Annotated in this window: 28 protein-coding genes; 27 read left to right on the forward strand and 1 reads right to left on the reverse strand. The window is 35.9% G+C overall.

Features of this window, described 5'->3' with window-relative positions:
• The first annotated feature begins 80 nt into the window (after nt 1-80).
• The 8 genes from ACFX4N_RS24345 to ACFX4N_RS24380 all read left to right on the forward strand — a co-directional run bounded on the left by ACFX4N_RS24345 (nt 81) and on the right by ACFX4N_RS24380 (nt 5,076).
• Nucleotides 81-650: a thymidine kinase gene (locus ACFX4N_RS24345; protein WP_377263027.1), complete on the forward strand. Its 570-nt coding sequence runs from the start codon at nt 81-83 to the stop codon at nt 648-650.
• 16 nt (nt 651-666) lie between these two features.
• Nucleotides 667-1,188, forward strand: coding sequence for a hypothetical protein (locus ACFX4N_RS24350; protein ID WP_377263028.1), 522 nt, complete (start codon nt 667-669; stop codon nt 1,186-1,188).
• A 6-nt stretch (nt 1,189-1,194) separates the two neighbouring features.
• The gene (locus ACFX4N_RS24355) at nt 1,195-1,743 is read left to right on the forward strand and encodes a single-stranded DNA-binding protein (protein ID WP_377263030.1); all 549 of its coding nucleotides are present in this window, start codon (nt 1,195-1,197) and stop codon (nt 1,741-1,743) included.
• Nucleotides 1,744-1,774: 31 nt separating this feature from the next.
• Nucleotides 1,775-2,107 carry a hypothetical protein gene (locus ACFX4N_RS24360; protein ID WP_377263032.1) on the forward strand — a complete coding sequence of 111 codons (333 nt, stop codon included), beginning with the start codon at nt 1,775-1,777 and terminating at the stop codon, nt 2,105-2,107.
• On the forward strand, nt 2,104-3,180 hold the full coding sequence (locus ACFX4N_RS24365; protein ID WP_377263034.1) for a recombinase RecA: 1,077 nt from the start codon (nt 2,104-2,106) through the stop codon (nt 3,178-3,180). Before ACFX4N_RS24360 ends, ACFX4N_RS24365 begins: the two co-directional genes overlap by 4 nt.
• An 84-nt stretch (nt 3,181-3,264) precedes the next feature.
• On the forward strand, nt 3,265-3,537 hold the full coding sequence (locus ACFX4N_RS24370; protein ID WP_377263036.1) for a hypothetical protein: 273 nt from the start codon (nt 3,265-3,267) through the stop codon (nt 3,535-3,537).
• A gap of 159 nt (nt 3,538-3,696) precedes the next feature.
• Nucleotides 3,697-4,827: a hypothetical protein gene (locus ACFX4N_RS24375; RefSeq protein WP_377263038.1), complete on the forward strand. Its 1,131-nt coding sequence runs from the start codon at nt 3,697-3,699 to the stop codon at nt 4,825-4,827.
• A gap of 66 nt (nt 4,828-4,893) precedes the next feature.
• On the forward strand, nt 4,894-5,076 hold the full coding sequence (locus tag ACFX4N_RS24380) for a hypothetical protein (RefSeq protein ID WP_377263040.1): 183 nt from the start codon (nt 4,894-4,896) through the stop codon (nt 5,074-5,076).
• An 84-nt stretch (nt 5,077-5,160) separates the two neighbouring features.
• Here ACFX4N_RS24380 and ACFX4N_RS24385 read toward each other — a convergent pair whose 3' ends face one another.
• Nucleotides 5,161-5,679, reverse strand: coding sequence for a hypothetical protein (locus tag ACFX4N_RS24385; protein ID WP_377263042.1), 519 nt, complete (start codon nt 5,677-5,679; stop codon nt 5,161-5,163).
• 217 nt (nt 5,680-5,896) lie between these two features.
• On the opposite strand from ACFX4N_RS24385, the gene sinI reads away from it, so the two are divergent.
• The 19 genes from sinI to ACFX4N_RS24480 all read left to right on the forward strand — a co-directional run bounded on the left by sinI (nt 5,897) and on the right by ACFX4N_RS24480 (nt 19,571).
• The gene (gene sinI / locus ACFX4N_RS24390; RefSeq protein ID WP_377263044.1) at nt 5,897-6,007 is read left to right on the forward strand and encodes a DNA-binding anti-repressor SinI; all 111 of its coding nucleotides are present in this window, start codon (nt 5,897-5,899) and stop codon (nt 6,005-6,007) included.
• A gap of 100 nt (nt 6,008-6,107) precedes the next feature.
• Nucleotides 6,108-6,920, forward strand: coding sequence for a thymidylate synthase (gene thyA, locus ACFX4N_RS24395; protein ID WP_377263046.1), 813 nt, complete (start codon nt 6,108-6,110; stop codon nt 6,918-6,920).
• Nucleotides 6,921-7,020: 100 nt separating this feature from the next.
• Entirely contained in the window at nt 7,021-7,248 is a 228-nt protein-coding gene (locus tag ACFX4N_RS24400; RefSeq protein ID WP_377263048.1) for a hypothetical protein, read from the forward strand.
• Nucleotides 7,249-7,406: 158 nt separating this feature from the next.
• The gene (locus tag ACFX4N_RS24405; RefSeq protein ID WP_377263050.1) at nt 7,407-8,267 is read left to right on the forward strand and encodes a Sak single strand annealing protein; all 861 of its coding nucleotides are present in this window, start codon (nt 7,407-7,409) and stop codon (nt 8,265-8,267) included.
• A 97-nt stretch (nt 8,268-8,364) separates the two neighbouring features.
• Complete coding sequence (locus ACFX4N_RS24410) at nt 8,365-8,574, forward strand: phage holin (protein WP_377263052.1); 210 nt, start codon at nt 8,365-8,367, stop codon at nt 8,572-8,574.
• Nucleotides 8,575-8,680: 106 nt separating this feature from the next.
• Complete coding sequence (locus tag ACFX4N_RS24415) at nt 8,681-8,869, forward strand: hypothetical protein (protein WP_377263053.1); 189 nt, start codon at nt 8,681-8,683, stop codon at nt 8,867-8,869.
• Between the two features lie 22 nt (nt 8,870-8,891).
• On the forward strand, nt 8,892-10,856 hold the full coding sequence (locus ACFX4N_RS24420) for an ATP-dependent helicase (protein ID WP_377263055.1): 1,965 nt from the start codon (nt 8,892-8,894) through the stop codon (nt 10,854-10,856).
• A 49-nt stretch (nt 10,857-10,905) separates the two neighbouring features.
• The gene (gene dut / locus ACFX4N_RS24425; protein WP_377263057.1) at nt 10,906-11,436 is read left to right on the forward strand and encodes a dUTP diphosphatase; all 531 of its coding nucleotides are present in this window, start codon (nt 10,906-10,908) and stop codon (nt 11,434-11,436) included.
• Complete coding sequence (gene tmk / locus ACFX4N_RS24430) at nt 11,433-12,047, forward strand: dTMP kinase (protein WP_377263059.1); 615 nt, start codon at nt 11,433-11,435, stop codon at nt 12,045-12,047. Before dut ends, tmk begins: the two co-directional genes overlap by 4 nt.
• Nucleotides 12,048-12,050: 3 nt before the next feature.
• Nucleotides 12,051-12,530: a hypothetical protein gene (locus ACFX4N_RS24435; RefSeq protein WP_377263061.1), complete on the forward strand. Its 480-nt coding sequence runs from the start codon at nt 12,051-12,053 to the stop codon at nt 12,528-12,530.
• Nucleotides 12,531-12,563: 33 nt separating this feature from the next.
• Nucleotides 12,564-12,842, forward strand: a complete 279-nt coding sequence (locus ACFX4N_RS24440) for a hypothetical protein (RefSeq protein WP_377263209.1) — start codon at nt 12,564-12,566, stop codon at nt 12,840-12,842.
• Nucleotides 12,835-13,587 (forward strand): hypothetical protein, encoded by a 753-nt coding sequence (locus ACFX4N_RS24445; protein WP_377263063.1) that lies wholly within the window; start codon nt 12,835-12,837, stop codon nt 13,585-13,587. The genes ACFX4N_RS24440 and ACFX4N_RS24445 overlap by 8 nt, the downstream gene beginning before the upstream one ends.
• Nucleotides 13,588-13,764: 177 nt before the next feature.
• Complete coding sequence (locus ACFX4N_RS24450; RefSeq protein WP_377263064.1) at nt 13,765-14,469, forward strand: hypothetical protein; 705 nt, start codon at nt 13,765-13,767, stop codon at nt 14,467-14,469.
• A complete protein-coding gene (locus tag ACFX4N_RS24455) occupies nt 14,462-14,611 on the forward strand; it encodes a hypothetical protein (RefSeq protein ID WP_377263066.1) in 150 nt (49 codons plus the stop codon). Before ACFX4N_RS24450 ends, ACFX4N_RS24455 begins: the two co-directional genes overlap by 8 nt.
• Nucleotides 14,612-15,417: 806 nt before the next feature.
• A complete protein-coding gene (locus ACFX4N_RS24460) occupies nt 15,418-16,029 on the forward strand; it encodes a hypothetical protein (protein WP_377263068.1) in 612 nt (203 codons plus the stop codon).
• 138 nt (nt 16,030-16,167) lie between these two features.
• Nucleotides 16,168-16,392, forward strand: coding sequence for a zinc ribbon domain-containing protein (locus ACFX4N_RS24465; RefSeq protein WP_377263070.1), 225 nt, complete (start codon nt 16,168-16,170; stop codon nt 16,390-16,392).
• Between the two features lie 194 nt (nt 16,393-16,586).
• Nucleotides 16,587-17,429: a 3D domain-containing protein gene (locus ACFX4N_RS24470; protein WP_377263072.1), complete on the forward strand. Its 843-nt coding sequence runs from the start codon at nt 16,587-16,589 to the stop codon at nt 17,427-17,429.
• A gap of 23 nt (nt 17,430-17,452) precedes the next feature.
• Nucleotides 17,453-19,234, forward strand: a complete 1,782-nt coding sequence (locus ACFX4N_RS24475; protein WP_377263074.1) for a DEAD/DEAH box helicase — start codon at nt 17,453-17,455, stop codon at nt 19,232-19,234.
• A 100-nt stretch (nt 19,235-19,334) separates the two neighbouring features.
• Nucleotides 19,335-19,571, forward strand: coding sequence for a hypothetical protein (locus ACFX4N_RS24480; protein WP_377263076.1), 237 nt, complete (start codon nt 19,335-19,337; stop codon nt 19,569-19,571).
• The last annotated feature ends 36 nt before the right edge of the window (nt 19,572-19,607 follow it).

The following is a 19,607-nucleotide window of genomic DNA, read 5'->3' on the forward strand; positions in this document are numbered from 1 at the left end:
ATTTTTCATTTTTAAGTGCTTACGTTCTTTAAGTAGAATTTATTGTTTACTTTAAAAACGGCAAGAGGGAGAGAGTCGTATTGGCTAAATTGGTTTTTTATTATGGTAGCATGAACAGTTCAAAATCTGCTCAGCTTATCATGACTGCATTCAATTTTGAGCAACAAGGCAAAAACTTTTTGATTGTGAAGAGTACAAAAGACACTAGAGATAACAAAGTAAAGTCTCGTGCTCTTAATATCGAAATGGATTGTGAACCAGTTTCCCACTTTGTTGATTTACTACGTCTTGTTTACACAGTTAAGCCTGATTGGTTGTTTGTAGATGAAGTTCAATTTATGGACAAAGAATCAATTGATACATTAGCTCTTATAGCTGATGAAATAGGCATAGATGTTATTGCTTATGGCTTAATGACCGACTTTCAAGGTCAACTATTTGAAGGATCTAAAAGGTTAGTAGAGAGCGCTGATAGTATTCGAGAGATTAAAAATCAGTGTATTTATTGTGAAAACAAAGCAATTCGTAATATGCGCTTATTAGATGGTGTTCCTATCTTTGAAGGTGAAACTATCCAAACTGGTGGAAACGAATCGTATAAAAGTGTATGTCGTAGTTGTTATAGGCGTTTTCAAAAAGAATCTGCTTAAGGGAGATTGATTAGCAATGGCAATACACAAGAAATTACCTGTAGGTAGTATTCTTTTTACCTATCATGAACCGGGTTATAACTACAGCAATCACCGTTATGGACGTGGGAAATATCATATCGATTTCAAGGTGCTTTATGTACATAATCGACGTGAACGTACAACTGGTGCATCTGTACCTAGAACATTGATTCCTACACTAGAAAAGTTAGGAATTAGACATCAAGAGTATAGTTATGATCAACAACAAACTAGCGCTATCGGGTGTAGAACTTATAAATACTATTCTTTCTCTTCAAACAGTCCTTATCCAACCGCTGAAGCTATTCAAACAGCACAGCAGGAGCTGGAAAGTCTTTTTACTAGAGAAACGGTTAGTGTTGAAGGTATTCGTATCTCTTTAGTAGAGAACGATTTTATGAAAGATTTTAAAGAGAAGAAAATGAAGAATAAGGACGCAATTTTTTCTTTATCTAAACCGCTACATGATTATTTAGCGAATGAAACATACATCACAAATCAAAACACTTGGAGGTAATATTATATGTTTGCAAAAACAATTGCAGTAGGACGTTTAACAAGAGATCCGGAAACAAAAGAATTTGGTGAGAAATCAGTTTGTCGCTTTACAGTGGCCGTTGACGATGGTTTCGGTGAAAACAAAACAACTGACTTTTACCCTTGTGCTGCTTGGAATCAACAAGGTAAAAACGTACAAAACTTCACGAAAAAAGGCTCTTTAGTTTTAGTAGAAGGTCGTTTTAAATCTTCTAAAAAAGAAGACCGCACTTATTGGGAATTACGTTCTGATACTGTTAAGTTTCTTTCTTCTAACAACGCACAAGTTAGCGGAACACAAGAACAACAAGTTCAGCAGTTTAACCAGCAATACCAACAGCAACAACAAATGCAACAACAGTTCCAACAACAGCAACAATTCCAGCAACCACAGGGACAAGCTCAATTCCAACAGCAACCTCAGTTCGCACAACAAACTGCTCAATATCAGCATAATCCAAATGTTCAACAACCAGGAACAGGATTTGGTACTGAAATGAATTTCAATATAAGTGATGACAGCCTACCTTTCTAAGGTAGCTGTTTCATCCTTTTGAGGTGATTATATGTCAGATCAACGAAGAATGAGAGCTGAATTGAAGCAAGGACTTCATCAATTTTTAATGACACTCTACAAATCTTACCTACAAACTTTACCGCATGAAGTAGCGGTAGAACAAATCTCTTCATGTCTAGAAGAAGAGTATGAATACTTCTCAAAACAATCTATCCAAAAAGAAAATCCCCTTGATTTTACAACCCATATTCAACAGATCGAAACTCTTGCTAGAAAAGAAAAAGACTCCGTTAAGCAGCATGAACTTTATGAAGAACTTGAAGCATTAGTAAATGCTCAGGAGATTCTAGCAAAGTACAACATGACGGAGGTAACTACATGAGTATTGATAAATTGATGGCAACAATTAATAAGACATTAGGTAACAACACGATTAACTATTGTGCGGAAGGTGGACCAGTAGTTAAAACCTATTCAAGTGGTTCACTAACAATGGACTTAGCTTTAGGTGGCGGTGTCGCTAATGGACGTATTATTGAGTACTTCGGTAACTCTATGGCAGGGAAAACAACATTAGCATTTCTTCATATGGCACAAGTTCAACGAGCGAATGAAGGTTATGTTGCTTTCATCGATGCTGAACATGCGATGAATAAAGAATTAGCGGCTGAATATGGAGTAGACCTAGATAAATTAATCTATGTAAACCCTAAAACAGCGGAAAATGCTGTTGATATTGCCGATAGTTTAATCCGTTCTGGTGAAGTTCGCTTAATCGTAGTTGATTCAGTTTCTGCAATGGTTCCAACAAAAATTGTTGAATCATCAGCTGAACAACAAACAATGGGTTTACTTGCACGTTTCATGAGTACAACTATGCAAAAGTTAACAGGTATTGCATATGAACATGACTGTACAGTAGGTTTCATTAACCAAATTCGTGAAAAAATCGGTGGTTTTTCTCCAGCAGGTACCCCAACTACAACTTCAGGTGGACGAGCTCTTCCATTCTACGCTTCTCAACGTATCCAAGTTAAAATGGGCGAATATATCAAACAAGGTAATGATATCATTGGTCACATTGTGAAAATCAAAGTCGTTAAAAACAAACTTGCTATTCCTTTTAAAGAAGCATCATTCCCGCTTATCTATGGAAAAGGTGTAGATCGAATTGATGAAATTTCACAAGTTGCTGTATTAGGTGGCTTTGTTGTAAAAGCAGGTTCATGGTTCCGTATTATCGACTTAGAAACTGGAGAGATCCGTGTTCATAACGGAGAAGAACTAAAATTTCAGGGTCAAGCTAAGCTTGTTGATTACTTATATCAACATCCAGAAATCGCTGATGAGCTTGAAGCGTTAATTCGTGGTGTTGGTGTTGAATTGCCAGACGGTGAACGTGTAGATGAAGACGGTTATGGCGATTCAGAAGGCGAAGCTACCGCAGCAGCATAAGAAAAAGAAACAGAATTAGTCTCTACATGATCTATCTACTAGAAAAGACATTGTTCTGTGTTCTTCATCTTGGAGGATCTAAATATGACAAAAAAGACATCTAATCATCAAACTTATATGTTACGGTCAAGTTTTGGCGGTCATTTTGCAGGAACAGGTATTGTTCAAGAAGCAGATATGTTAGATGATTATGTAATCAAACGAAGCATTAAAAAAAGAAAAGGTTATATGTTCGAAACGGATAGGTTCGGCAATAGTACAGCAGGAAAAGAGCTGTTTGATGAATATTGCAAACAACAATCTGGTGAAGTTATTACCTATTCTTTAAATGATTTAGAAAGTGCTTCTAGTTTGTAAAGCATACCATTAGTTATAAAATTCAAATAAATGACAGAGTTTATGTGCTAAATGAATTGTGCATTACAACTCTGTCATTTTTAGTTTTCAGCGGTTTTTTAGCGATATAATAGCACTCGTGATTATAAAACAACAAGAATTTACGGGGGTTATTTTATTATGGTATATATCGAAAGAGTCTTTAAAGAAATAAAGTCTGAAATGATTAAAAGTTTAGAAGAGCTACAGTTAACTGATTTTGCAAAGCATTATGATTGGATGCAATCTCATTATAAAATCATCGAACAGCTTGCAGAATTAAAAGATTTAGAATACAGAACCAAAACTGAAACTGAGCATACAATAGAAAAAATTAATGTAGAAGAAACTAAAGCTCAACAAGAAACACAAGAAAAAGCAGAAGAGATTGAGGAAGAAGATAAAGAAGATGATCAGTATCCTGTTGGACATTGCGTTACTTTTGAAAAGAAAGCTTTTGGTGGAATTCTTAAAGAAATCGGTTATTTGATTCCAGAAGAATTCGTAAGAAAATATTCAATGGAAAACGGTAATAAGATCAAAATTACTAATATTAAAGGAACGTTTGCAGGTGGAAATCCTATTTATGATTTTGCTGTTGCTGACCGTGTAATTGATCCAAAGCCTAATTTAGCTGAAATTAAACATGGTATTGTCGATATGGTAGGTGGTCGCTTAGTAGTATCTGCAACAACAAGTGGTGATATCAAAATAGATGAATCACCAGTTACACTTTTTATTAGCGATAAAGATGCTAATCGTTTACGCGTACAAAAAAATGACATTATTGATGGTCGTTTCTATACAAACAACGTAACTAGTTTCCGTGTTACTTATAAATACAATACAGAGCAAGCTGAATCTACTGCTTCTGTTGAATCACGTAAGTTGCAACATCGTCAAAATACTCAAGCTGAAACAGAACCAGGTTTCTCAATGATTGAGCGTCTTGATAAAACAGCATTTGAAGGTAAGAAAATTGTGTTAGTAGGCTTAAAAAGCCGTATGAATGACTTCCGTGCTTCTTTAGACAAAGTAGAAGAGATTGATATGGTTCACCTTGATGGAGATGAGCATAAAACTCGTATCCGTTCACGTATCTTAAAAGCAGATATCGTTATTTTAAGTACGTATGAAAATAGCCATAGTACAACAAAATATGTGGCCGCTCTATGTAATGAATTTGATATTCCTTGCAAGTCAACATCCGCAGATGGATTGTTCGGTGTATTACGTGATGCAAAACAACTAATCGAACAATTAGCTGCTTAATATAGATCACAGCATATACAGGGGAAAAGGCTGCCGCCTTTTCTCTTTTTGAATGGAGAGAATGTTATGGATGCAATTACAGTTGAAGTAGATCACCACATTATTGATAAGCGATTAATTTGCGTTACTACTATATATAAAGATGGTGCTTTTCTTTATATCTCAACAACAGATGTAACAGATCAAATCGATACTATTCTTAGTGATTACATAAAAGATAAGTTAGCAGATAAACTAGCTAACCATTGACCCTTCTACATTGTAGGAGGGTTTTCTTATTGATAAAAGCGCAAATACATAAAGTCGTAATTGCGCTTTTACGTTATTTATAATTTATTTTGAAGAATCTCTACCTGTTGTGTTAAAAGTTATCTTTAAGTTCGTAGTGTATTTATCAACAGGTTTGCCTTTGATAATTTGAACATCAGTGTTGTATGTTTCCTTTTGTAGGTCCCAAGGAACTGCTACGAGGTTGTAGCCAACAATATGTTTAGAGTATCCCGATACGATTTGGCCAGTATATGGTTTGTACATTCCACCTTTTTGGGAAACTATATAAAACGGCCATGTTAAGCTAGAACTCGCATCCATCCTAATCAGTTCTACATTACCATCCGTTTTCACCCGGTAATAGACATCAGTGATAAGTGTGCCTCCACCAGTAGGAACAGTCCAATCAAAAAAATACTGATGGTTAACATGATTGACTGCACTATTTGATTTTTTCACTTTCAAGTTATAAGTGTAATTCTGTTTCGTAGTAAAAGCCGCCTCTGCTTTATGCGTAGATATATCTCCAAATACACCAAATGCTAAAGCGAAAGCCATTAAACTTCCTAAAACTTTCTTCATTCCTTCTCCCCCAATATAAGTATAATAATCAAACAAATATAATCTATGTAATAAAAGGACAAAAAAGCACCATTACCAAACAGGAATTTGTGCCCTTTGTCCTGAATTGTAGTCTTATAGACTTATATGTTATTCTACACTTTCTTCTGTTTGTCCTCTAAAAGTTATGCATCTTTAGTACTTATTATTTTAATTATTATGAGAGGAGGTGACGTAGGTGGAGCGTCAATATTTTTCAGATTGGATATCGCTAATGAATGAAGCTAAAGAATTAGGACTGAGTATTGAGCAGGTTAAAAATTTTATTTATGAGCAAATTGAAAAATAGTTTTAAATAAACTGAATAATTTTCTTAAAGGCATTGACTTTCATTAGACCAACTCCTTACGTTATACCGAGAAATTGGTATAACAGAGGAGGAAAAGTAAATGTCTTATTTTGATATGGTTACAAAACAAACTTTATCAGAAATTTTAAAACAAGAGTGGGAAGTAGATAATCGAGCTGTATGGAAAGATGGTTCTCCGATTATGACAAAACGTATTTTTGGTGTTGTGAACCGCTATAACTTAGCAAAAGAGTTTCCAGTGCCTACGTTACGTCCTCTTCCACTTAAAACAATCTTTGAAGAAATTGATTGGATTTATATTAAACAATCAAATAACGTAAATGATTTAAATTCTACGATTTGGGATGCTTGGGCTGATGAAACAGGATCAATCGGAGCCGCTTATGGCGCCCAAGTAGCTAAACCTGTTTTTGGTTATGAGAATCAAATGGATTACATCTTAGGAGAGATTCAGAAGAATCCTACTAGTCGCCGTTTAGTTATTGAACTATGGAATGTAAATGAGTTAGATGAAATGAATCTACCTCCATGTGCTCACCACCTTCAATTTGTAGTAAAAAACGGCAAAGTAAACTTGATTTTAAAACAACGTTCGCAGGATTTTTTAGTTGCCAACGCATTTAATGTTTGTGAATACTCGATATTTGTACACATGGTAGCTCGTCATTGTTGCTTGGAAGTAGGCGAACTGATTCATATTATTGGTGACTGTCACATTTACAACAAGCACATTGAGCAAGCAGAAGAATTAATGTCGAGAGAGCCGTATCCTGTAACTCCTACATTATGGATTAACCCCGAAAAAACCGACTTTTATAGTTTTACAGCTGATGATTTCAAATTGAAAAACTATTTCCGGCATCTTCAACTTAAATTTGATGTAGCTGTATAATCCTTAACCCAATCTTATAAAAGAAGAACTTAATATGGATTGACTTTCATTCAAAGAAATCCTTACGTTATATCAAACAGGTATAAGGAGAGGGTTTTGTATGCTAAAAAGTCGTACATGTCTATCTTGTGATAACACAGGAATTACACCAAGGGGTTTTTGTTATGACTGCAAGGGGAAAGGCTACGTAGAAGTTGTTCAGCACTCAGAAGCGTTGTCTCAACAAGGCAAGCCCGATATTATTATGCTCCTTATTGCTATCTCCAAAAACACCACTCATGAACAATATCACCAAATCATCCAAGATTACTTAGAAAAAACATGCTAGATCATAAGCTTCCTTATTTGTAGGGAGCTTTCCTTCACGAAGAAAGCTTTTCTAGTATCTACGATGTCAGGAGAGATGCGTCTATTCATGAGGAAAAACACTCAACTTATTAAAACAAATCAATACAAACATCAAATAATAAATGAGGAGGAATTGATGTGACTGTATCAACAATTGAAGAACTAAAAGAGATTAAAGAAGATGTAATTGAAACACCTGCTCCAATGGTTAACTATTTTGCGGAATTAGCGGACATAAATGTGAATGACCACCTTGATAAAAAGAATGGTTTTTCATACTTAAGCTGGGCTCATGCGGTGGATACTCTAAAACGAAAACATCCAGATGCTCAAATTATTGTTAAGCGTTTTCCGGAACCAGAATCTCCAGGAATCTTAGTGCCTTATTACAAAACAAAAGTTGGTTATTATGTAGAGGTTGAGGTTATTGTAAATGGTATTTCAGTATGTGAACCGTTTCCTGTAACCAATTATCAAAACAAACCAATTGCTTCACCAACTAACATGGATATTAATAATAGTATCCAGCGTGCAAAAGTAAAAATGATTGCCGGTCATGGACTAGGATTATATGTTTATGCTGGAGAAGATGTACCAAAAGAAGAATCGCAACAAATCAAGGGGCCTAATCAGGCTTCTTCTTCTGTTCAGGGGAAAACTCAACAACCACAACAGCAACAAAGAGTACCACAACCACCGCCGCCTACAGCGCAAATGACACAGGAGCAAGAGGCTCAATTACGTAATCTTGTTACTCAAATTGCAGCATTGAAAGCTGGACAAGGAGCTTCTCAAGAAGTGATTGTGGAGCAAATGAAGGCTATTTACGCTCAATATAAAGTGGTTGCAGGTATGAGCTATAATGACGCTAACACTAAAATTAACGGCTTAACAAATGAGTTAAATACTCTTCATATTAATCGTATGAAAGCAAATACTTCTCAAACAATGGGTATGTTCGCGAATGCGAGCAACCAACAAGGTGATGTACCACTGTGATCTAAGTTGGGAGAAGAAAAAGTAAGATGTGGTTCTAGTTTACATAATTAGCTTATGTTGAACCGGTACGATATCTTCTTTTTCAGGAGTGTTGCTTATGTTAAATGTATTTGGTTCAGGTAAAGGTGCTTTAGTTCGCGTTATTATTTTCTTACTTGCATGGCTTAATCAGTACCTAGTTGCTAAAAACCTACATCCGCTTCCAGTTTTTGACGAAGCGACGGTTGCTAGTGTTATTACATTTGTGGTATCTGCATGGACATTGTTAGCAGATAACAAAGTGAAAAAAGCACCAGAATCTAAGTAACATTTATCACCTCATTAAGACGGGCTTAAAATAGCTCGTCTTTTTTTTATTTGAGTTATTGACTAATTAACTTCAACTGCTTACGTTTCGGTAGGGAGTTGGCAAAATGAAAAAATTTACGTTCGCAGGTACATCTACAATCCAACGGAAATTTAAAATTGAAGTCTGGTCTAAAAGCTATGACCGTGCTGAAGAAGTAGCTCATGAACTTTTAGATGATGTAGATGACCAAGAATATTACGAGATTGGCAATGATCAAATCGACATTGAAATCGAAGAAGTTGAAGAAAATTAATGAATAGAAAGGGGAGAGATATTTGCTTTCTACAGCAATAGAGAACCCCATATTACAAGGGCTTAATCCAAATCAAATACAGGCTGTGCTATCAACAGAAGGCCGTAACCTTGTTTTAGCTGGAGCGGGTTCCGGTAAGACAAAGGTATTAACTACACGTATCGCTTATTTGTTACAGCAAGGAGTAGATCCTTGGCGTATATTAGCGATTACTTTTACAAATAAATCCGCTAAAGAAATGAAAGAACGTGTTCAGAGTATGAATACCCAAGCTTTCAAGTGTTGGGTTGGAACATTCCATGCTACTTGTCATCGGATTTTACTCTCTAATATTCATCACTTAGGTATCGAAATGTATTCGCCTATGGATGATTCAGACCAACGAGCAACGATAAAAACCGCTGCTACTGCACTTGGTCTAGAAGTAGATAAAAACATTATCAAAGATATGCTTTCACAAATATCGCTATGGAAAAGTGACGGGATTACTCCAGGTCAAGCTCAATCACTTAGCCACGGTAGAAGAGATAAGGCGGATATGGCAAACGTTTATCAGCGGTATGAAGATATAAAGGCTATCAATAATTACTTTGATTTTGATGATTTATTGCTAAAAACAGTTCTGTTGTTCCGAACAAATCCTGAAGTATTAGGAAGATACCAAAATCTTTTCCGTTATGTTCTTGTTGATGAATACCAAGATACAAATAAAATTCAGTTTGAACTAATTGAAATGTTAACAGCACAACATGGGAATTTATTTCTCGTAGGGGATGCGGATCAGTCTATTTATTCGTTCCGTTCCGCTAAAATAGAAAACATTTTAAGTTACCAAAAGCTTCATCCTGACACAAAAGTTATTTTGCTACAGGAGAATTATCGTTCCACTCATACTATTGTAAATGCTTCAAATGCTTTAGTTAGTAATAACAAGATGAGATTACCGCGTGAAGCTTTTTCAGTAGGTAATATGGGAGACGATATTCATGTATTCCGCTTCAATGATGCTTCAAGAGAAGCTGATTTTGTAGCAAGAATGATGGTAAACATGCGGAAGAAGATGAAATGTAGCTGGAAAGACTTTGCTGTACTTTTTCGCTTAAACTTTCAATCAAAACATTTAGAGTTAGCATTACGAGATGAAAACATCCCTTACAAGATAGTGGGTACCACTTCTTTCTATGACCGTAAGGAGATTAAAGACCTTGTTTATTACATTCGTGCTTCTCATAACTTAGCAGATGATTATGCAATTGAGAAAACGATTAATGTTCCTAAAAGAGCAATTGGAGAAACAACGGTTAATAAGGTACGAGAGTTCGCACAAGAGCGTAAGATTCCTATCTTCACAGCACTTTTAAATATCGATGAGGTAGCGGCTCAGAGCAAGATTAAGCCAGGAACTGTTAAAAGTATTAAGGGTTATGTAGCCATCATGCAAGAGCTTAATAAACAAGCTCTAGAAGGCGAATTTTCCGCCGCTAAGTTCATGGAAAGCTTAGTCCGAAAAACTGATTTCATGAAACAATTTGATCGAGAAAAAGAAGAAGATGAGGCTCGTATCGAAAATGTAACTCATTTGCGTAGTTATGCACGTCAATGGGATGTACAAGAAAAAGAAATCAATTCATTAGCTCAATTCGTTTCTGAAATTAGCTTAGATGGCGAAGTAGAAGAAGATGAAGATGATTTTGTTACTCTCACATCTGTACACTCTGCAAAGGGTTTAGAGTGGCCTGAAACATTCGTTATCGGTTTAGAAGATGACGTATTCCCACATAGACGTTCTAAGGGGAGTTCTGCTGATTTAGAAGAAGAACGTAGGCTTATGTATGTCGCAATGACTAGGGCAGCAAGACGCCTATATTTATCTTTCTCTGCTTTTAAGTATGACTATGGTTCCCAAAAACCAGTCAAACAACAACCTAGTCCATTTTTGGATGAAATACCAGATGAATATAAAACGGTTATGATTCAAACCGCATAATTCACTCTGTCTTCAATTAATTAAACACTCACCAGGAGGAAACACCACCATGAAATTACCAAACTTTTTAAAACGTTTTTCGAAACAACACAAGGCTGAAGAAGAAGTTACATTGACTTTACTTCCTAAACGAGGATTTGAAGTATTAGACGAATTCAAAGCTCATTTTGAAGATGGGACAGTTGTTAAACCGGGACGCAAAACAACTTCTTCTGCTGGATATGATATTGCAGCTATTGGCGATTATCATATTGCTCCAAACTCTAAAGCTATCATTAACACAGGGCTTACAGCTTATATGGGTTCAGATGAATGGTTAGCTTTATTTGTGCGTAGCGGATTAGCATATGCAGATGATTTAACTTTGCAAAATTCTGTAGGCGTTATCGATTCAGACTTCTATGGTAAACATATTCGTATCTTATTACGTAATGAAGGAACAACTCCATTTGAGGTGAAACACGGAGATCGTATTGCTCAAGCTATTTTCCTACCTTATCTAAAAGCAGATGATGATAGTGAAATGGAAAAGGCAGAACGTAATGGCGGTTTCGGCTCAACTGGAGTGAAATCTGCATGATTATCATTGAAGTTGAAGGCTTAGATAAATCGGGCAAAAATTCTCAAAGTGAATTGTTATACCAGGCTCTTCATGAGCGTGGTTATAACGTTCAAAAGAGCGAGTTTCATCGTTATGATACACCAACAGGGCAGTTGATTCGTAAGTTCCTAGATGGTGAATATCAACCAAATCAGCTTGCAATTGAATGTATTATGGCTGCTGATAAATATGCACAATTAGATTGGTTTGAAGAATTAAAAAAATCAACTGATATTCTTATCTTAGACCGCTACCTTACAAGTCAAATTGTATATAGCAGCGCAAATGGAGTAGATGTAGATTTTATTTTAAATCTGTTAGAACACATGCCTGCTCCTAATTTTCATGTTTTCTTGGATATTGAACCAGAAGAGTCTATGAAAAGAAAAGGCAAATGGGGAGAAAACGATAAGTATGAAAGCAATCAGGAGTTACTAACGAGAGTTCGTGAAAAATACCTTCGCATTATAGAGTTAGAACAAGAAGATGGTAAGGCTTTAATTTTAGATGGTACAAAATCTATTGATGAATTACATCAAGAAATTTTAGCTCGTACATTAGCTTTTGTAGAATTTGAAAAGGTGGCGTAACGTATGAACCCAATTGTTGATATGACAAAAGAGCAGTGGACCACTTATCGAGATGAACTAGCACGAGATGTACAAGCTATTCAAATTCCGACTGATGTAAACCCAGGAATGGCGATTAGTATTTTATCAAGAATTGATAACATCTATTCCAATCTTCGTCTCCATTACTCTGAATTAGAATCATCAAAAGAACGTGTAGACCTTATGGTGAGAGAAATTGAGCGAGTAGGATTGCAAGGTAAAAATGAAGACGAACGTAAACGTAATGCAGTTATGGAAGTAAGAAAAGTTTCAACAAGTAACGGTCTTACTCTTTATGATATGCAGCGTGAATCAACTGAACGCTATATGTATATACGAGGTATTTTAGATGTGTTAATCAATAAACAAAATCGCCTCATTACAATTAACGGTCTGTTAAAACTAGATAAAGACTTAATGGTCTCTCAAGAATCATTTGGCTCTCTTGGGAGGGCGTCTTAACAGCGGAGAAAGGAGAGACTACTATTGACGTATATGAGAATTATGGCACATGCAATTAGAAGGTATAAGCGTCGCATCGGGAAAAGAACAGCTTCTAGAAAACGTGTTATTACCCAAATTAATCGTGATCTTCAGCGTGATGTACGATTACGTAAAGCTTCGAAGATAAAAGACCACTACATTTTAGTTACATCAAAATATCAAGCAGTTTGTTACCGTAATCGAGTAATTACAATTATGGACTTAAATGTAGATGCTACAAGTTATCAGTATGATGCACAAAAGCATGAGGAGTTGAGCTTTGTTGCATAAGTGTAGTAAGGAAACACATGATAAGTGTGAGAATTCAGCTCTTTGTCATCTATGTGATGGCGTTCGCTTGTATAAAAATAAGCAAGAGGAACGCGCACAAAAGATGAAACAACGTGAGCAGAATAAATTAGAGCAGCGTAATGCTGCTTTTCGCACACATAAAGATGAAAAGAAAGAGGGTATGGCTTTTGAAAAAGTGGTGACTAAGAAATGGAATGCCGCTTTTCAACAGTCCACTAAAGAATCAAACCTCTTTAAACAATCAACAAAAAAGACTATGGTTCAAAAACCCCGTATTCAAGTTGATCCACCAGAAGTGAAGGAAGAAGTTTCTGAACAGAAGGTTAATCCTGTCCCTACTATCTCATTATCTACAATGGGTTCCACAACAACACGAAAAGAAAAACCAATCGTTGATGCTAAGCGCCAAGTGAACAGCGGAGCTTTGTGGTATGCAAAAGGCGATATTAAAACCCAGGACTATTTGATGGAATGTAAGGAAAGGGGGACTGTGAATGCAAGGGGAGAGAAGACCATTAGCATTCCAAAAGACTGGCTCACAAAACAAGAATTAGAAGCTTTTCAAGAAAATCGCCCTTATTGGGTACTTCCATTCCGTTATAAGAACGACGAATCGATTTATCTAGTAAAATCATTTGATCAAGAAATTGAAATGTACCAGGAGATGAGAAAGCTTCGTGAGGAAATTGCAGAATTCAAGAACCTGAACAGTATGAATGTTTAGATAAATGACAGTTTTGTCACCTAACATTCACTTAAAGTTAATTGGTGTTTTTCCGCTAGGTATGTGAAAATTAATTCATACCAGCAATGATTCAAGTAAAGATAAACAGATAAGATTTCTTGAGGAATTTAGTTGGTAGATTAAAAGTTTTTATGTTTTATCAAGGGGGATAAACATTTGAGTTCGGTTGACTTAGGATGGTTTCTAATATCTCAAACCATTTATGGTATTGGCTCCTATGCGATAATGTCCGCTTTGTTCCAACTAAGGTTCCGTTTATACTTTCCGGTAGTTTTAGTTATCACTATTCTTAATAGCATTATTAATTATTTGGTTTATTTCAATAAAGAAGCTGATCTCGGATATATAGTTCCGATTATAGCAATGGTAATAGCTTTCCTTTACCTAGCGGCAGTTGTTGAAATCCCGATAATTTGGTCTTTTGTAGTGACCATTACAGGAAGTGTAATTGTTCCGCTTGTGGTTCAGCTTGGAATCTTATCCTGCTCATTTGGGTTCTTCATGCCTTCTGCATTGAAAGAACACATTTGGCGAAATTACGCATTGGACATTACCTCTGGTTTAATTTTTGTTCTAGTGACATGGATTCTTCATACTTTAGGGTGGGGATTCAAGTTTGATTTTGAGAAAATTCGTCTCAAAAGAGAGAAATGGCTAGTAATCACAATCGCGACTTGTTCGGTATTTTGCTTTCCTGCCGCTATTGTTTTTACACACATTAATAATGTCACTTTAAGTTTAACATTTTTATCTATTAGCTCAATCTTAGTATTTTTATTCCTTCTAGGATATGCTACGAAAAAAGAACGAGATGAGATTAAATATTTAAAACCAATTATGGAGGTGGAAAAACATGATTAAACGTATAATGTTAGCTTTATTAGTAGTTATATCTTTAGTTTCTTTTGGTGCTTTTAATACTGCCGCTTCTGCTGCAACTACTTCACCAACAACTACACAAACTACAATGACTTCAAACAGTATTTCTTGGTGGTGGGAATAAGGTGAAGAATGATGGGTGAAAGTTTTGACATGCTTAATAAACTTCCAGATGAAGTACCCGAACTCCAACCCTTACAGGACAAGATATATTACATCGAATTAGACGAAGAATCTCGAAAACATGTTAAAGTATACACCTTAAACTCTGGAGTATTTCGATTCAAAAACTCTTTGTCGTATTGGGTAGATTATTTCAACCGTCGCGACTGTCAGTTTTTCAAGGTTTACCGTTCTCAAGCGATCAATCTAAAAAAGCTGGTAGGGTATGGATGGGACAATGCAACTCGTGGGCCTTGGTGGGTCAATCTCGGAGGTATGCATATGTCAATTAACAAACGGTCTTACAATTATTTAAATAAATCAGAATATAGACATCTAAATAAGTCAGTGAAATTACGAAAGCCTCCATCAAGTTGATATGGGCTTTCTTTTTTTATGTAAGCGCTTTCTTATGCGTCGCGAATAGTATATTTACTTGGTAATGAAAGCGTAATATACTATGTTTGGAAAACAAACAGTGACTGTATTTAAACATATAAAACTATGGTGTCTTGCTACACAATATGGGAATGTTTCTAAGCGCAATGACAACCAGGAAAGGAAAACTCTATGAGACTTCATGAAGATTTTACTAGGTGTCATTGCGGACATGCTTACCTTCGAAAAGAGGTATTTGTTCTAGCCAGTTACGAACCTACTGTCGCTGGTAATACAAAGCATTTTAATGAGCTCCCAAATAAAAGCGAGACACGCTATACATGTGAAAAGTGTAATACACTTGTATTCACTAAAAAGGAGTAGTTAAAAATGTCGGAAAATAAAAAAAGCAATGAAAATAATGAACTGGAAAATAATAAAGTGTTTGAAAGCACGTTTGGAAATTTACTTAACAACGATGAATTAAAAAATGATAATGCTGTAGTTCACCAACCGAAAGAGCCATTAGAAGAAGTTTTGATAAGTGAGGAACAACCACCAGTTTCAACACCAGAACAAATGGAGCAAGCAGCACAGAATTACATACCTGAATCTATTGGTGATGAAAAATGGGAAGAGTTTTTAAGTAGAGCTCCATTACCACCAATGAGTAAAGCAGATGAAAAAAGAGCCATTCATATTGGTTTTTCAGAAATCGCTAGAATTAAGCAATATATGTTGCATAGTTTTCGTCATATGGATAATGAGTTTAATCGACTATATGCTATTTATCCGCTTGCATTATCAAAAGACTTCCAAGAAAAGTACAACGATGTACACAAAGATATGGTAGCAATCATAGAGGATCTTGAGAATCTAGTGGATGGGAAGATAGATTCGGTTGAAGCTGTTCAAAAAGACTTTAGACTACATCAAACTTTTGAAGAAAGAAGATTGTCTATCTTGTATGGTTTAATCGAGTATTACAACAATAAAAAATAATTTTTTAAATTAGTACTTGCCAAGTGGTGATGCAAGTGCTTATGTTTTGTCTTGGACATTTTAATGTATGGTTTAGACAAACTTTTAAGGTGAAAACAAAACTGTTGAAAACATTACGTAGGGGATGGAGTAGTTTACATGGAAAACAAACAACAAGTAGTATCATACAACGCACAAAGCAGAGGACATAAGACAAAGGGTAATACGTATAAAGATCGTTATGTAGAGAATACGTGTCCTGAATGTGGTAATCCTCGTTCTTACAAAGATGAATGGAAGACAAGAGTTAAGTATACATGCTTAAAGCGTGCTTGCCGTCATCAATGGTTTGAGAAAAAAGATTTTCCAGAAGCTAGTGAATAACCTATAGTGAAGAGTCCATTTTTATTTTAGTGGGCTCTTTTTTCATTAAACTAAACCGTTTTGTTTCATTCGGGCTTACCTTGTCTTTATAATAACGTAATTCTATTACGCAATTATTACAGAGGAGTTAAGCTTGGATGAAACTTCCCCTCGTATTTCAACAGAAATACAACAATGAGAGGATTTGATTCAACATGAAACAAAAAATCACAAAGGGCAAAGTAATCCAAACCTGTATGATTACGATAGCAGGTCTTGCATTGGCTAGCGGCGTAGGATTTCAATTTCACGAGAACCATGATCTAAACAAAGATCTAAACACCTTAAAGGAAAACCACAACATAACTGTTCAAGAGTTACATGCTGCTAGTGAATACGCCAAAAAAATTGAGCAGCGTAACCATGATTTAATAGCCAAAACAGACAAGCTTTCCGAAGAAGTAAGTAAGCTTAAGGAAGCAAAAGAAGATTTACGTGCCAACAATGACGCATTAAACGATGAGAACGACAATCTTCGACAAAAAATCGACAAACAGAAACGTGAATTACAAGAAAGTGGGGAATATCCCAGGCCAGTAAAGGCATCCAGTAATTCAACTGCTATGTCTAAGTCTGAAAAGCAAAATTTAGAATCTAGTAGTCTTAAAAATTCTAGTTCGCAAAAAACGAAATATGGAACTAGTTTACCTCCAAAAGAGGTTACTACGCAAGAAGTAAAAAATTCCTCTTCCGACAATTCTGTTTCTCGTACTATGCATGGTGTAGCTTCTGCTTATACCTTAAATGAACCTGGAGTTACTGGTATTACCGCTTCCGGTAAAAGGGTAAGACCGGGTATGGTTGCGATGAGTAGTGCCATCCCTTTGGGTACTAAGGTAAAAATTACATGCACAGCTTATCCATCCATTAATGGAACATACGAAGTGGCTGATAGAGGTGGGGCGATTCAAGGTAATCGTGTAGATATCTACATGGAATCTACCAATCATGCTATCAACTTCGGAAAGAGAGATATAAAAATAGAAGTTCTTACTTAACAACTGAATAGGAGGAGTCACAATTGTTTTCACTCCGTTTGCAAGGGGACATGCTAGATGTTCGTATTGAATCGAAACTATCTAGTCAATCATTTAGGTCTTATACGGACTTTATGAGGTCTCTCCCCGGTGCATATTATATCGAGCAGGATTACAAGTGGATGGTTCCAAAACGTCATATAGATGCCTTTGTTGAACGCTACGAGGACATGACAGCTTGGCATACAACCATCGAAACGATTAAAGGAATACATGAGGTGTTAATTCCTGAATTTCCTATGTTAGATGATTTTAGTGACTTCACACTTCAACCCTATGAATTTCAACAGCAAGGTATTTCATTCCTAACTCATATCGGTAGCGGTATTATCGGTGACGATATGGGGTTAGGCAAAACCGTTCAAACAATGGGCGCAGCTCATATGTTATGGAAACAGGGTAAAGTAAAAAAGATACTTGTTATCTGTCCTAGCTCATTGAAGTATCAATGGGCAACCGAAATAGACAAGTTTCTCGGTCATAAAAACATCGTAATTGATGGGAAAAATACAAAAGAGAAAAAGAATGCTTTTTTAAGGTTTGTAAATGGCGATTACTTATTCGGCATAGCAAACTATGAACTAGTTAGGACAATGGTTGATATCATGAAAGAGTTCCATTATGACGTAATTATAGCGGATGAAGCCCATAGGCTTAAGAATCGCGAATCAATCACCTATAAAGCAGTTAACTCCTTATCTTCAACGTATCGGTTCGCAAGTACTGGTACACCTCTTCAAAACAATGTAGAAGAACTATACTCTTTAGTAGAGTGGGTTCAGCCTGGATTACTAGGTAAGATAACCGAGTTCCGAAAACGACACATTGTTTATGCAAGTAAGTTTGGTCGTAAATATGTACCTATTGGATACAAACGCTTAGGCGAACTTCGACGCAAAATTTCTCCATATATGTTACGTCGCTTAAAGAAAGACGTAGCAAAAGATTTACCTCCAATGATTTTCCACCGTCGAGACGTTGATATGAACAACGCTCAAGCTTCCCTATATAACAAAATTCAAGATGATTTCTTATCCTTATTAGAAGAACTATCTTCACAACAGGTTAATGGTCAATATGATCAAGATGGTAATTGGATAGAAGAAAAGCGTAAGAAAGAAGACCAAGTACTAGGTTTCCTTTATATGATGGTTGCTTCTTCTGACCATCCTTTATTATTGCAAATGGGTCAGAGTGGTATGTCTAAGTACTATCAAGACCTTATCCCCGAAAGCGTTAAATCTCCGAAACTTATTGAACTGGTTGACATATGCAAAGATCGCATTGAAGCCGGTACCCACAAAATTGTTATCTTCACACAGTTTGCTAAAATGCAAACCCTCATTTCCCAGGAATTAAGTAAGCTAGGAAAAGTAGCTATCCTAAACGGTTCGATGTCTTCTGCCCAAAGACAGGAACAACTTGAAACCTTTAGGGATGATCCTGAGTACAAGTTCTTTGTCCTTACTGATGCAGGTAACTATGGGCTAAACATTCAATTTGCTAATACGCTGATTAATTATGATTGTCCGTGGAATCCCGCTATATTCGAACAAAGAGCAGGTAGGGTACATCGTATAGGTTCTACACATACCGTTGTTGATATTATTAGTCTTGTTACGATGGGTACTATTGATGAAAAGATTCAAGAAACGCTAGAGGAAAAACGCAAACTAGGTGAAGTAGTAATTGAACGAAATGAAACAGAACGAAGTACAATGAATAGCTTAATTTCATCTATTCGTAAAAAAGGAAAAATAGCTTAAATGCAGCCTACTCTTTAAACAGGGTAGGCTTTTTATTTACAAACTAAAACATTAGCCGGATAATAATGATAGAAAAATAGAAAGTATGTGGTGTTTTATTATGGGAATTAACCCTAGAGATATTGAAGAAATATTGTACTATTATAAAAGCTACGGAAAAGATGCACCAGAATATGTAAAACACGCTGATCTTATAAGCTTAGCGGATGAATGTTTGCGATTAAGAGAAGTATTAGAAAATATAGTAGATATTGACCCAACTTCAGATAACGTAGTAGAAAAAATGATTGCAGTTGCAAAAGATGGAATTGGAATAGTGAAACAACCGAGAATATAAAATGTGAGCCTGCTCTATTAAGAGTAGGCTTTTTTA

The organism is Priestia sp. YIM B13551 (assembly GCF_042787905.1).
GTDB lineage: Bacteria > Bacillota > Bacilli > Bacillales > Bacillaceae_H > Priestia.